Origin of the sequence: Seonamhaeicola sp. S2-3, from assembly GCF_001971785.1 — a bacterium.
Taxonomy (GTDB): Bacteria; Bacteroidota; Bacteroidia; order Flavobacteriales; family Flavobacteriaceae; genus Seonamhaeicola.
Map to the genome: position 1 here is coordinate 586842 of NZ_CP019389.1, position 13054 is coordinate 599895.

Sequence of the window (13054 nt, forward strand, 5' to 3'; positions counted from 1 at the left end):
TTGTTGAATATACTAAAATTACATGGTAACTGATGTTACATAACTTTAATAAATTAATAAGGATATTTGCCTAAAATTAGAAAAATGGGACTACTTGATTCTTTATTTGGGAATAAAAAAAATATGATTGAAGATTTTAAAAACAGAGGTGCTATAATAGTTGATGTTAGAACACCTGATGAATTTCAACAAGGCGCCATTGCAGGGTCTAAAAATATTCCGTTACAAACATTAAACTCTAAAATTGATGAGCTTAGAAAACTGAACAAACCTGTAATTGCTTGTTGCGCTAGCGGTATGCGCTCTGGTACTGCATGCAGTATTTTAAGACCTCATGGTATTGAAGTTATTAATGGTGGTGGTTGGCAAAGTTTATCTAGAAAATTATAGTTTTAAGTTTTGAAGAGATTCTAAAGAAGTCATGGGTGTTTCATTATATTGAAGTGTCCACCCAAAAGAATTGGTTAAAATGTAAAACTTTGAAAGTTCACTAATTAATCGGTTTTTAGCATTCTTTTTTAAATCGGAAGCTTCAATTTTTTTTGCTAAAGAAGCATTAACAGCATGTTTTATATTGTTATAATCTTTGGCTTCAAATGGATTAAAAAAATCTGATTGTACATCATAATATTCTAAATCTGGGTTGATGTTAACCTCCTCTTTTGGAATATTTAAAATATGAAGCGTTTTATTGGTTTCATCAACTTTAAATTTAATTTTACTTAAATCATAAGCTATAGAAACGCTTGCATTTACAACAACCAATGCTTTTTTTTCTGAAGTAAAATATTCACTAAAAATTTCTTTTGAATTTTTATAATTGAATACTTCGCTAAAATGACCTTCTGTAACAATAAGTTTACCCACATTTTTAATTTGCTCTTGAATTAGGGCAGAACTTTCTTGAAGTACTATTTTGTCTTCTCTTTTATCATTGCAATACTTAAAAGTAAATAGAATAACCAAGGTTATAATAACACCAAATAGAATTTTTCGCATATGCTAATTTAGGTAACTTTTTAGAGCAAAAAAAAACATTAGTTTCCTTCGACATAAGAAGTCTAACCAATGCATTTTATATAATAAAAATTTACACTACAAAGATATGCGAGATAGTTGTGTTTTAGTTTACCAAAATGTTAACGAAAGTTTAGTTTATATTAAGTTATTTTTTTTAGCTTTTTGTACAGCCTCTAGTTTATTATGCACTTGTAATTTTCTGTAAATATTTTCAATGTGCTTTCTTATTGTACCCGTTGAAAGGATTAAATTTTCTGCTATAGCATTATAACTTAGCCCCTTACTTAATTGCTCTAACACATCAACTTCACGGTTGGTTAATGTTATTTCTTCTGTGTTATTAGAATTTTCAAATTTAACTGGCTGCCTAAGTAGCTTTAAGGTTTTTAATGCAATAGAAGGTGTCATAGCTGCGCCTCCATTTAGGGTTTCTTTTATGCCATTATATAAATTTTTAGGGCTTACTTCTTTAAGTAAATACCCATCTGCTCCTGCTTTTATGGCATTAAAAATATTTTCATCGTCATCAAAAACGGTTAACATAATAATTTTAATTTGCGGATACTTTTGCTTTACCTTTTCTGTAGCTTCAACACCATTTTTTATTGGCATTTCTATATCCATTAAAATTAAATCTAGATTATGATTTTCCTCTAATTTTTCAAGTAAATCATTACCGTTAACAGCCGTAAAACTCACTTTTATATCATCAAAAAAAGACAGTTTTTCTTTTACAGCGTTAATTAAAAAACTATTATCATCTGTTATAGCTACTTTAATAGTCATGCTTTAGGGTTAAAATTATTTCGGTTCCTTTTTCTTTTTTACTTAGGTAGGTTATTTCAGCTTCAATATCTGCGGCTCGTTTTTTCATATTTGTTAGTCCGTTACCTTCTTCAATATTATTTATTTCAAACCCATTACCATCATCTTTAATTTTGAATATTATGGTGTGCTTGGTATTTTCAATTTGAACATTAATATTGGATGCCTTTGCGTGTTTTATGGCATTATTTACAGCTTCTTGGATAATTCTGTAAATGTTCATGCCTTTAACCGAGCTAAAAACTAAATGCCTTGAAAGCGACTCTGCTACATTAATATTAAAGTTTATACTAACTGCGGATGCATTAGCTTTATCTATAAAATTAGAAACTCGTGCTTGTAAATCATCAAGTGTTATTTGGTTTTTATTCATTGCCCAAATAGTATCTCTTAATTCATAAATGGTTTCTTTTGTAAAAGTGCTAATATCTGTTAGTTTGTGCTTTAACTTATCATTCGTGATATTAAATCCGTACTGTAAATTTTCTATTGAAGAAATTATAAAAGTTAATTGTGCACCAATATTATCGTGCAAGTCTCTTGAAATTCTTAAACGTTGCTCTTGTAGTTTATTATGGGTTTCTATTTTAGATAGGGCTTGCTTAAGTTCATTCTCTTTTTGTAATTGACGATTTTTTAATTTTTGCTGATTATAAAGTAAATACCCTAAAACAAATAAGACTAAAGTAAGCACTACAAGCCCTCCAATTTGGGTGTTTTTTCTGTTTAATTTAAGCTCTTTTTCGGCAATTTTGGCGCGTTGGGTTTGTATTTCTTTTTCTTTTTGTGCTGTATTATATTTCTCTTGAATTTCGGCAACTTCTTTTGTTATTCTTGTATTATAAATAGAATCGTTTAAAATTTTAAATAAATTTCTATAGTGCATTACACTATCTGGATTTTTTCTGTAAGTGTAATAAATAGCCATTTTATCATAAGCATCTATTTTTAACTCATTAAGGTTATACTTTTCTGCCAAATCCAGACCAGGGTACAAATAGTTCTCTGCTTTTTTAAAATTCTTTAAATCTATATATAATCCTGCAAGACGCAAAGTTGAACTGGTAATGCCATAATTATCTTTTAAGGCTTCTCTTAATTTTAAGGCTTTTATATTATAGTTAACAGACTTGTTATAGTCTTGCATATCACGTAGCAAACCTCCGTAATTATTATAAAGTGTTGCCAACTCTTTTGTATAGTTATTTGTTTTGGCTATATCTATGCTTTTTAAATAATATACCTCACTTTGAACAGTATCTTTTAAATGCAAGTAGGCATTAGCGATATTGTTATAGCTTCTAGTAAGACCCAAATTATCATTTGTACTTTTGTTTACTTCTGCAATTTCAAGATGCGTATCTAATGCTTTTTTATACTGTTTTAAACCTCTATAAATATTAGCAATATTAGATTTTATATAAGATACATACCGTGTATTATTTTTAGACTCATATATTTTTAAAGCTTTAGTGGCATAAAAAATAGCAGAATCTAACTTGAAGGTATTTTGGTGTACAAGCCCTATTTTGTTATAAAGGGCTGCTAAACCTAAAGTATCATTTAATGTGTTTCTAATTTTTAATGAGGCATCATAAAACTTTAAAGCTTCATTATAATTTGCCAAGTCATAATGCAGTATTCCTATATCATTATACGCTTGAGCTTCTCCTACTTTACTATGAGTTTCTTTTGAAATTTTTAAGGCTAACGCTCCATATTTAAACGCAGAATCTGATGATATTGATCTATAATACCAACATAAATCTCCGTAAGCTTTAATTTTAAGTGAATCTGAAGGTTTGTTTGCTATTATCTTTTTAAGGCTGTCAATTATTTTTGTATTATCTTGAGAAGAACAAAATGAAACAACTAACAAAAAAGTAAGTGAGAGTAACTTTCTTTTCATAAAAAACTTATTAATGTTCCTCTAATATAGTCTTTTGAAGTAAAAGGAGTTGTTTGATAATTTCAAAAAAATTCAAAAAAACTGTTTCATTAATTTCTTCTACAAGAATATTTTTTTGATTTAACAACTCACTTTTATTCTTAGCTAGTTTCAATTTAATTTTCAATTCTTTATTGATTAAATAAGCTTTATTCTCTGCTATTAAAGTATTTCTATAGGTTATTACAATATAAATTAACAGCCCTAAAATGCTCAGGTAAATTACTATTTCAAAAACCAAATTAAAATCTATACTCATCTGCTTTTGATTTTAATAAGGTTGACAATAATCATAAAAAAAACATCAACCGCATATCTTTTATAATAAGATTTATACAATTGATGTTTTTGATATGAACTGATTAATAGCATTTTAAATCTACAACTATATGTTAAATGTTAAATAAATTATCGATTAACTGTTATTAAAAAAGATTAAGCGCAATAAAATAATTTACTACGCCCAATCATACAAATCTCAACAACAAGATTTTACTTATTTAAATTGTAAGCACTTACATTGTTGCTTTTATCTTTAAAATAAAGAAACCCAGCATAATCATCAACCTCATACATAGGTTTTTTATCTTCTATAACTATTTCATTCATAGTCTCTCCAGAGTCTTTATCTACTTTTACTAGGGCAACACCTTCATCAACCTTAGTTAAAATAAACGATGCGTTTGCCGTAGCTTTAGTTGCTTTAAAACGCTTCATCATTTCCTGAAAAGATGCATCGGCAATATCACTAAACATATCTGCTGCTGCCTCTTCTCTTTGTAATACTGAATTATAAGAGGGCACACCAGCTCCTTTCATAGCCCCCGCTCTATATGAATGAGCCGATGCCATGGTCATTGAAGCTGCAGTTAAAGCTCCCATTACAATGGCTCCAAAAGCACTTTTACCTGGAGCTCTTTTATAAGTATGCCATTTAGAATCTCCTTGAAAATCTAACATTTCTAAATTTTGTGATGCTGTAAGCAATATTCCTGTTTCTCTTACATCAATACCTGTTGGGTCTTCTTTTCCTTCAAACTTAGTTCCTTTAGCTATTAAGTTATATTCTCCATTATTACCATCTACTTCATAAACACCATCTTTACAAGTAATTAAAAAACGATCTCTTATTTGATCATAGGCAGAAGCTACTGCCGCCGAACGCTTATATTTGATAGCTTTACCAAAAACCGACTCACCACTTGTCATATCAATAATATCGGCATCGGTTTCAGAAATATATAATAAGCCTTTAGGAACTGTAGCCATAATTTGAATACCAGGGCCTGTTTTTAAAGGTTTTTTCCATCGTGGTGTGCCATCAAAAGCAATTTTATTAATTCCTCCATCTGATACACCGAAAATTATACCATCGTCTTCAATATAAAAATGATTAATAATACCTTTAGTTTTAGGAGATTTATCCCATAAATCTGCCCCAGAATTTAAGTCTAACAAATACACTTTTGAAGTACCAGAGCCTTTTAATTTACTAGCTAATTTACTTCCGCCACTTAAAATGTTTGTTACTATAGCTAAACCATGTTTAGTAAATTCTATAGTAGAAATAACCCCTTTAATTTTATTACCTTCTGGCCATAAAGAAGCTCCATTATCTGCATTAACTTTATAAACCACGGTGTTATCGCCTTTAGAACGGAAGGCATATACTTCTTTAGAATCTTCATTTGTAACTATTTGAGTGGCATTTTTAACATTAGCAGTCCATTTTACAGCACCAGAATTAATATCATAACACTCCACATTTTTTAATCCAGGAATAATAATATTATCTCCCATAATATCTGGCTTTCCTGTCATAGGGTTTGATGGCTTTCGTTCAAAAATTCTAACAAGTTTTCCAGTTTTTAAATCGTACAAACCTACACCAGCTTTATATTGACCAAGTCCCTCTTCTTTATGCATACCGTTAACAACAAACATCATTTCTGGGGCTAAAAAATGTCGGCTAGTTACACCATTTTGCCATTTTTCGGCTTTAGAATCAAATACAATTTTTCCTTTTACTACATCAACTACAACCGTATGTGTAAACATACCACGTGGTTTAACTATTAAGTAAGGTGTGTTTGGAACAAACTCTAAATTTTCTTCTTTTACACGTTTTAGGCGCTCTAATTTAAATGACACTTCACTACTATTAGGACGAATGCCTGCCAAGGCCTCTCCTGTTGAAGCTAATAAAGTTCCTGACTCATGAAGCATTAACCATTTTACTTGACCATTAAAAGCATATTGATAATCTGGGGTGGTTTTTTGAGTCCATCCGGCGTGAGCTAATAACAAAACCGCTACAAGTATCACTATTTGTTTTAAATTTCTCATTGTTGAATTTTGTTTAGTTGTATTATGTGGTTTGTTTTTTTAGGTTAAAAGAACCTTCTGTTATATTTTTAATTGAACCATCTCCGTTAACATTTTTTGCTTTAAAACTAAAAGTTCCAATAACGTTGGTATCTGTTTCTTCACTTATTGAAATGGTTCCTACCAAAGTATCATCATAAGGTGCTTGCCAAAGCTCTGTTGTTGAAGCTGTAGGGTTACTTAAATTAACATCTGTTTCTGAATAAGATGCCACATTAGTTATTGCTAAATTAGCTCCGGTAAACTCATACGTTCCTGCTCCTTCATAACCAAAAATGGTCATTGAAAATGCATTGCCATCACTATTTGTAGCTATTATTAACAAGCTTTTGGTAGAAGCTGTATTTGTAATAGTAGCAGACGATGATAGCTCAAAAGATTTAAAAGACTCGCCATCTACTTTTGCAATTAACAATCCTGAGGGTGCATTACCTCCATCACCTCCATCGTCACTGCTAGAGCATGAGGAAAAAGTTACTAATGACATTGTTACAAGCAAAAGCAAGAATAAATTTAATTTTTTCATTGTTGAATTATTTTATGATTAATAGCATCACAAAACTGCAACAACTGAGGAGTTAAATCAATACGATGAATTGCGTATATTTAGAATACGATGTGTGGAACTTTTAAGCTTAATTGAGCTTTCTTTTTTTCTAATTTTTGAAGAAACTGAAGATGTGCTTCTGAATTTGGATTGAAAGGTTTATGTTGTAATCCTTTTTGAATAACATCTACCTCATCCATGATTTTATATACCTCTTCTGTAAACCAAACAAGTTTGAACTTTTCCCAAATATAATTTATAGCTGTAGGGTTAGGGTGAATCATATCTTCGTTATAAAAACGATAGTCTCGTAATTCATCCATCATAATTTCATAAGAAGGAAAATAGTGAAGATTTTTTCTTGCTTCTATTACTTGGTGAATAGCCGAAATAAGAAGTGATTTACTTAGCGTATTTTCAACAAAACCATCTTTTAAATGACGTACAGGAGATACTGTAAATATAATTGACGCATTAGTATTTACACTTCTAATTAAGTCTACTATATTTTGTAAAGAGTCTGAAATTGTGTCTATTAACAACAACTCTTTCTTAAATTCTTTTTGCGGTACTTTATGGCAATTAGCTACAACAGCCTTTGTTTTAATATGCCTATATACCCAAGCAGTTCCTAAGGTAATGACAACATGTGTAGATTCGTGAATGTGTTGATTAGTTAATTTGATTTGCTCATTCAAACATTTCAATAATTCATCTTTTGAAACATTACTTAATTTAGAATGCGCATCAAAACTATGCCATTGTTCATTATTAAAAAAGATATTATTATTTGAGTAAACGTTACCTTTTACAGCATTTGAAACTAAACTTTCAATAGCTTTTGGGTGAAATAAAATTCCAAAGGGATTTACACTAGACTGAAATTTAAAATACTCTAACTTACTACCAATATGCTCTGTAAAACAAGAACCTAACAAAAGTATTTTAGACTTGTAATCTATTAGATTATGAGGTTGCTTGCTTAATGATATTTTGGTTTGAAAGTTCATTTAAAATGAGTAAAAATCCCGAAACAAGTTTCGGGATGATAAATTGTTAACTCAAATATTCTTTAGCAGCTTTTAAAGCTTCATTTATTCCACTAGGGTTCTTCCCTCCAGCCGTTGCAAAGAATGGTTGTCCGCCTCCGCCACCTTGAATGTGTTTTCCTAGTTCGCGCACAACTTGTCCTGCATTTAAATTTTTGCTTGCCACTAATTCTTTAGAAATATAACAAGACAATAAAGCTTTTCCGTTTTGCTCTGCCCCTAGTAATAAGAATAAATTATCAAACTGACTTCCTAATTCAAAAGCTACATCTTTTATTCCTGCTGCATCTAAATCTACTTTTTTAGCTAAAAATTGAATGCCGTTTATTTCTGTCAATTCACTTTTTAATTCGCCTTTTATATTTTTAGCTTTATCTTTTAAAAGAGATTCTATTTGCTTTTTTAATTTAGCATTTTCTTCTTGTAAATTCTGAAGTGCTTTAACTGGTTCTTTTGCGTTGTTAAGCAAATCTTTCATTTCAAAGTAAGCTCTATTATTTTCATGATAAAACTCCTTAACAGCATCATTGGTTATAGCCTCAATACGCCTTATTCCTGCAGCTACGGCTCCTTCAGAAATAATTTTAAAATGCCAAATGTCGGCAGTGTTTTTTACGTGAGTACCACCACACAACTCAATAGATTGCCCAAAACGAACTGCTCTTACGGTATCGCCATATTTTTCACCAAAAAGAGCCATTGCGCCTTCGGCTATGGCTTCTTCCATTGGGATATTTCGTTTTTCTTCTAGAGGTAATTTCCCATCAATCCTAGCATTTACAAAGTTTTCTACATCGCGTAACTCTTCAACAGTTAGTTTTGAAAAATGAGAAAAATCAAAGCGTAAATACTTTGAGTGTACCGCACTACCTTTTTGCTCTACATGGGTTCCTAAAACTTCTCTTAATGCTTGGTGCAGTAAATGCGTTGCAGTGTGATTACACTCTGTACGGTAACGTTGTTTGGCATCAACAACCGCTTTAAAGGTCGCTTCAACATTTTTAGGTAAATTTTTAGCAAAGTGAATGATTACGTTATTTTCCTTTTTAGTATCTAAAATATAAACAACATCACCGTTTACATCTTCTAAATATCCTTTATCTCCTACTTGCCCTCCACCTTCGGCATAAAATGGTGTTAAGTTAAAAACTAGTTGATACATTTCACCTCCTTTTTTAGAGGTTACTTTACGGTATCGTGTAATTTTTACATTAGCTTCTAAGGTATCATAACCTATAAATTCTTGGTCGGCATCATCAACTAAAACCGTCCAATCATCGGTTGACATTTCACTTGCAGCCCTAGAGCGTTCTTTTTGCTTTTGCAGTTCTTTTTCAAATCCAGCTTCATCTAATTTTAAACCTTTTTCATTTAAAATTAACGAGGTTAAATCTATTGGAAAACCATAGGTATCATACAATTCAAAGGCTTTTGCGCCAGAAACGGTTTCGCCTTTAGTTTCTTCAACAATTCTATTTAAAAGAATTAAACCTTGCTCTAGTGTTCTTAAAAAAGAATTTTCTTCTTCTTTAATAACATTTTCTATAAGTTGTTTTTGAGATTTCAATTCAGGAAAAGCTTTTCCCATTTTTTTGCTCAAAACATCAACCAAACGATATATAAATGGTTCTTTTTTGTCTAAAAATGTAAAACCATATCTCACAGCTCTACGTAAAATTCTTCGTATTACATAACCTGCTCCATTATTGCTTGGTAATTGTCCATCTGCTATAGAGAATGCTACAGCACGTACATGGTCTGAAATAACTCTAATAGCTACATCAATTTTTTCATCTTTACCATAATCTTTATGAGTAATAGCTTCAACCTCCCTGATTAGCGGCGTAAAAACATCGGTATCATAATTACTTTGAACGCCTTGTAAAACCATACATAAACGCTCAAAGCCCATACCAGTATCTATATGCTTATTTGGTAAAGGCTCTAATGAACCATTGGCTTTACGGTTGTATTGCATAAAAACCAAGTTCCAGATTTCTACAACTTGCGGATGGTCCATATTCACTAAATCTTTACCATCTACTTTAGCTTTTTCTTCGGCAGAACGGATATCTACGTGAATTTCACTACAGGGGCCACAGGGACCTTGGTCTCCCATTTCCCAAAAGTTATCTTTTTTATTTCCTTTTAAAATTCGGTCTTCAGAAATGTGTTTTTTCCAAAAATCATACGCCTCGGTATCCATAGGTAGTTTATCATCTTCATCACCTTCAAAAACAGTAACGTATAAAATATCTTTATCTATACCAAAGACCTCTGTTAGCAACTCCCATGCCCAAGCTATGGCTTCTTCTTTAAAATAATCTCCAAAACTCCAATTCCCCAACATTTCAAAAAGGGTGTGGTGGTAAGTATCATAACCAACCTCCTCTAAATCATTATGTTTACCAGAAACACGTAAACATTTTTGGCTATCTGCTATCCTACTGCTTTTGGGTTGTGAATTGCCTAAAAAATATTCTTTAAAAGGCACCATACCCGCATTTACAAACATTAAAGTAGGATCATCTTTTAACACCATAGGTGCAGATGGAACAATACTATGCTTTTTATTTTCAAAAAAACTTAAAAATTTAGATCGAATCTCTTGTGACTTCACACGTATAAATTTTATTAATTGTATAAATTGTAAAACAATTTTTATCTTTACTCACCAAATTCTATTTTTAAATTTTGGTGTTTGCTAAGCTTATTATATTTAATAGGTTATCAACAAACATCAAAATAATAATTATCAAGTTTGGTCGTTAAGCATAAAACTCAAGTTTTGGGCTTGAAATTATTAGATGCAAAAATAGTATAAATAACGTAATGAGTAAGGTAAAATATTACTACGATCCAGAATCGCTTTCTTACCGAAAAATTGAGCGCAAAAAAAGACGAACACTAAAGTACATAACAGTGTTTCTTTTAGCCTCGGCTTTATTTGGGTTTGGATTTGTTTTTATTGCTAGCCAATACATAGAATCTCCTAAAGAAAAAGCTTTAAAACGTGAATTGCAAAATATGCAATTACAATATGATATATTAAACAAAAAAATGTCTGAGGCCGAAGCTGTTTTAGCTAGTGTTGCCGAGAGAGACAATAATATTTATCGTGTTTATTTTGAAGCCAACCCCATACCCGAAGCTCAAAGAAAAGCTGGATTTGGAGGAATTAACAGATATAAAAACTTAGAAGGTTTTGATAACTCTGAATTAATTATTGAAACTAATAAACGTTTAGATATTCTTCAAAAGCAAATTGTGGTACAATCTAAATCGCTTGATGAAATTGCTGCTCTTGCCGAAGAAAAAGAAAAATTATTGGCTGCAATTCCTGCCATACAACCTGTTAGTAATGAAGATTTAACTAGAATGGCATCTGGTTTTGGTATGCGTACAGACCCCTTTACTAAAGTTAGAAAAATGCACTGGGGTATGGATTTTACAGCTCCTAGAGGCACCCCTGTTTATGCTAGTGGTGATGGCAAAGTAGTTAGAGCAGACTCTAGAGCCAGTGGTTATGGTAAACACATAAGAATAGATCATGGCTTTGGTTATGTTAGCTTATACGCACACCTTTACAAATACAACGTACGTAAAAACCAAAAGGTAAAACGTGGCGATTTAATAGGGTTTGTTGGTAGCACAGGTAGATCTCAAGGGCCTCATTTACACTATGAAATTTTTAAAGATGGTAAACGAATTAACCCTATTAACTTCTATTACGGAAGTTTAACTGCCGAAGAATTTAGTAAATTGCTAGAACACGCATCCTTAGAAAATCAATCTTTAGATTAATGCATATAGACTTACCAGAAAGACGATATTACGGTATTGGCGAAGTTGCCAAAGCATTTGGTGTTAATACCTCATTAATTCGTTTTTGGGAAAAAGAGTTTGATATACTTAAGCCTAAAAAAAATGCAAAAGGTAACCGTAAGTTTACACCAGAAGACATAAAAAATCTTAAATTTATTTACCATTTAGTTAAAGAGCGTGGTTTTACTTTAGAAGGCGCTAAAATTCATTTAAAAGAAGAAAAAAAAGAAGCGCTCAGCAACTTTGAAATTGTAAGCAAATTAGAAGAAATAAAAGTACAATTAATAAAAATTAAAGAACACCTTTAGCTTTTATAAACTTAAAAAGAGCTTTTATTTTTGTAACTTTTTTTAAAATTAAGTGTCATATCTATTAACCATTAACAAATTATATAAATAACTTATCATGAAAAAATTTTTACCATGGATTATTGTTGGAATAGTAGTTATAGGACTGTATTCTTGGGGAAAAGGATTTAATAATACGGCTGTTCAACTTGACGAAACCGTTAAAGAAGCTTGGGGAAATGTTCAAACCTCCTACCAACGAAGAAATGATTTAATAGGAAACCTAGTAAACACAGTAAAAAGTGCTGCAAACTTTGAAAAAGGTACTCTTGAGGCTGTTATAAACGCCCGTGCTAAGGCTACCTCTATTACTATAGATCCTTCAAAAGTTACACCTGAACAATTAGCTCAATACAACCAAGTTCAAGGTGGCTTAAGTGGTGCTCTTAAAAGTTTATTAGTTACTGTTGAAAGATATCCTGAATTAAAAACGAATCAAAACTTCTTAAAACTTCAGGACGAGTTAACAAGTACTGAAAACACAATACAAACTGCTAGAACCAGATTTAACGAAGCTATACGTCCATACAACAATCATGTAAGACAGTTTCCTGGAAGTATTCTAGCTGGTATTTTAAATTTTGATGAAAAACCATACTTTGATGCTGAAGTTGGTGCCGAAAAACCTGTTGAAGTTGAAGAAATGGAATTTTAATACATTACTATATGTCTAAAATTGAAAATTTTCTTTCTGCATCTGAAGAAGAGGAAATTGTTGAAGCCATTAGAGAAGCAGAGTTAAATACCTCTGGTGAAATACGTGTTCATATTGAAAAAACTGCTAACGGTGATGCTACAAACAGAGCACTAGAAGTGTTTCACTCTTTAAAAATGGACAATACCAAAGATTTAAATGGGGTGTTAATTTATGTAGCTGTTGAAGACAAAAACTTTGTTATTTATGGAGACAAAGGCATTAACGATGTGGTATCTGATGATTTTTGGGATAGCACCAAAGACATCATTCAAAAACATTTTAAAACAGGTAATTTTAAACAAGGCTTGGTTGAAGGCATCTTAATGTCTGGCGAACAATTAAAAAAATATTTCCCATACACCGATTCTGACACTAACGAACTGTCAAACGAAATTTCAAAAGGTTAAAAAT

The 13054-nt window shown here is 31.3% G+C and carries 13 protein-coding genes; 5 read left to right on the forward strand and 8 right to left on the reverse strand.

The features are described from left to right. The first annotated feature begins 84 nt into the window (after positions 1-84). Positions 85-390, forward strand: a complete 306-nt coding sequence (locus BWZ22_RS02855) for a rhodanese-like domain-containing protein (RefSeq protein WP_076697862.1) — start codon at positions 85-87, stop codon at positions 388-390. On the opposite strand, the gene BWZ22_RS02860 is transcribed toward BWZ22_RS02855, so the two are convergent. From BWZ22_RS02860 to alaS, 8 genes are all read right to left on the reverse strand, one after another. After that, positions 385-999: a DUF4230 domain-containing protein gene (locus tag BWZ22_RS02860; protein ID WP_076697863.1), complete on the reverse strand. Its 615-nt coding sequence runs from the start codon at positions 997-999 to the stop codon at positions 385-387. The two genes, BWZ22_RS02855 and BWZ22_RS02860, sit on opposite strands and share 6 nt — an antisense overlap. Positions 1000-1155: 156 nt before the next feature. Further along, positions 1156-1806, reverse strand: a complete 651-nt coding sequence (locus BWZ22_RS02865) for a response regulator transcription factor (protein ID WP_076697864.1) — start codon at positions 1804-1806, stop codon at positions 1156-1158. Further along, positions 1796-3754: a sensor histidine kinase gene (locus BWZ22_RS02870; protein WP_076697866.1), complete on the reverse strand. Its 1959-nt coding sequence runs from the start codon at positions 3752-3754 to the stop codon at positions 1796-1798. The genes BWZ22_RS02865 and BWZ22_RS02870 overlap by 11 nt, the downstream gene beginning before the upstream one ends. 10 nt (positions 3755-3764) lie before the next feature. Continuing rightward, positions 3765-4052 (reverse strand): hypothetical protein, encoded by a 288-nt coding sequence (locus tag BWZ22_RS02875; protein ID WP_076697867.1) that lies wholly within the window; start codon positions 4050-4052, stop codon positions 3765-3767. Positions 4053-4285: 233 nt separating this feature from the next. Next, the gene (locus tag BWZ22_RS02880; RefSeq protein WP_076697868.1) at positions 4286-6139 is read right to left on the reverse strand and encodes a PQQ-binding-like beta-propeller repeat protein; all 1854 of its coding nucleotides are present in this window, start codon (positions 6137-6139) and stop codon (positions 4286-4288) included. Between the two features lie 22 nt (positions 6140-6161). Next, a complete protein-coding gene (locus BWZ22_RS02885; protein WP_076697869.1) occupies positions 6162-6704 on the reverse strand; it encodes a DUF6252 family protein in 543 nt (180 codons plus the stop codon). An 80-nt stretch (positions 6705-6784) separates the two neighbouring features. Continuing rightward, on the reverse strand, positions 6785-7735 hold the full coding sequence (locus BWZ22_RS02890) for a GSCFA domain-containing protein (protein ID WP_076697870.1): 951 nt from the start codon (positions 7733-7735) through the stop codon (positions 6785-6787). Positions 7736-7781: 46 nt separating this feature from the next. Then, the gene (gene alaS, locus BWZ22_RS02895) at positions 7782-10394 is read right to left on the reverse strand and encodes an alanine--tRNA ligase (protein ID WP_076697871.1); all 2613 of its coding nucleotides are present in this window, start codon (positions 10392-10394) and stop codon (positions 7782-7784) included. A gap of 212 nt (positions 10395-10606) precedes the next feature. Here alaS and BWZ22_RS02900 point away from each other — a divergent pair, with 212 nt between their 5' ends. The 4 genes from BWZ22_RS02900 (at position 10607) to BWZ22_RS02915 (ending at position 13050) form a co-directional block, all read left to right on the forward strand. Further along, a complete protein-coding gene (locus BWZ22_RS02900) occupies positions 10607-11578 on the forward strand; it encodes a M23 family metallopeptidase (RefSeq protein ID WP_076697873.1) in 972 nt (323 codons plus the stop codon). Further along, on the forward strand, positions 11578-11907 hold the full coding sequence (locus tag BWZ22_RS02905) for a MerR family transcriptional regulator (protein WP_076697874.1): 330 nt from the start codon (positions 11578-11580) through the stop codon (positions 11905-11907). Before BWZ22_RS02900 ends, BWZ22_RS02905 begins: the two co-directional genes overlap by 1 nt. A 97-nt stretch (positions 11908-12004) precedes the next feature. Beyond that, the gene (locus BWZ22_RS02910) at positions 12005-12601 is read left to right on the forward strand and encodes a LemA family protein (protein WP_076697875.1); all 597 of its coding nucleotides are present in this window, start codon (positions 12005-12007) and stop codon (positions 12599-12601) included. An 11-nt stretch (positions 12602-12612) separates the two neighbouring features. After that, complete coding sequence (locus BWZ22_RS02915; protein WP_076697876.1) at positions 12613-13050, forward strand: TPM domain-containing protein; 438 nt, start codon at positions 12613-12615, stop codon at positions 13048-13050. Positions 13051-13054 lie beyond the last annotated feature (4 nt).

Bases quoted from the DNA above. Each gene is read 5' to 3' on its own strand.
- BWZ22_RS02855 (WP_076697862.1), top strand. From the start codon at position 85: ATGGGACTACTTGATTCTTTATTTGGGAATAAAAAAAATATGATTGAA.
- BWZ22_RS02860 (WP_076697863.1), bottom strand. From the start codon at position 999: ATGCGAAAAATTCTATTTGGTGTTATTATAACCTTGGTTATTCTATTT.
- BWZ22_RS02865 (WP_076697864.1), bottom strand. From the start codon at position 1,806: ATGACTATTAAAGTAGCTATAACAGATGATAATAGTTTTTTAATTAAC.
- BWZ22_RS02870 (WP_076697866.1), bottom strand. From the start codon at position 3,754: ATGAAAAGAAAGTTACTCTCACTTACTTTTTTGTTAGTTGTTTCATTT.
- BWZ22_RS02875 (WP_076697867.1), bottom strand. From the start codon at position 4,052: ATGAGTATAGATTTTAATTTGGTTTTTGAAATAGTAATTTACCTGAGC.
- BWZ22_RS02880 (WP_076697868.1), bottom strand. From the start codon at position 6,139: ATGAGAAATTTAAAACAAATAGTGATACTTGTAGCGGTTTTGTTATTA.
- BWZ22_RS02885 (WP_076697869.1), bottom strand. From the start codon at position 6,704: ATGAAAAAATTAAATTTATTCTTGCTTTTGCTTGTAACAATGTCATTA.
- BWZ22_RS02890 (WP_076697870.1), bottom strand. From the start codon at position 7,735: ATGAACTTTCAAACCAAAATATCATTAAGCAAGCAACCTCATAATCTA.
- BWZ22_RS02900 (WP_076697873.1), top strand. From the start codon at position 10,607: ATGAGTAAGGTAAAATATTACTACGATCCAGAATCGCTTTCTTACCGA.
- BWZ22_RS02905 (WP_076697874.1), top strand. From the start codon at position 11,578: ATGCATATAGACTTACCAGAAAGACGATATTACGGTATTGGCGAAGTT.
- BWZ22_RS02910 (WP_076697875.1), top strand. From the start codon at position 12,005: ATGAAAAAATTTTTACCATGGATTATTGTTGGAATAGTAGTTATAGGA.
- BWZ22_RS02915 (WP_076697876.1), top strand. From the start codon at position 12,613: ATGTCTAAAATTGAAAATTTTCTTTCTGCATCTGAAGAAGAGGAAATT.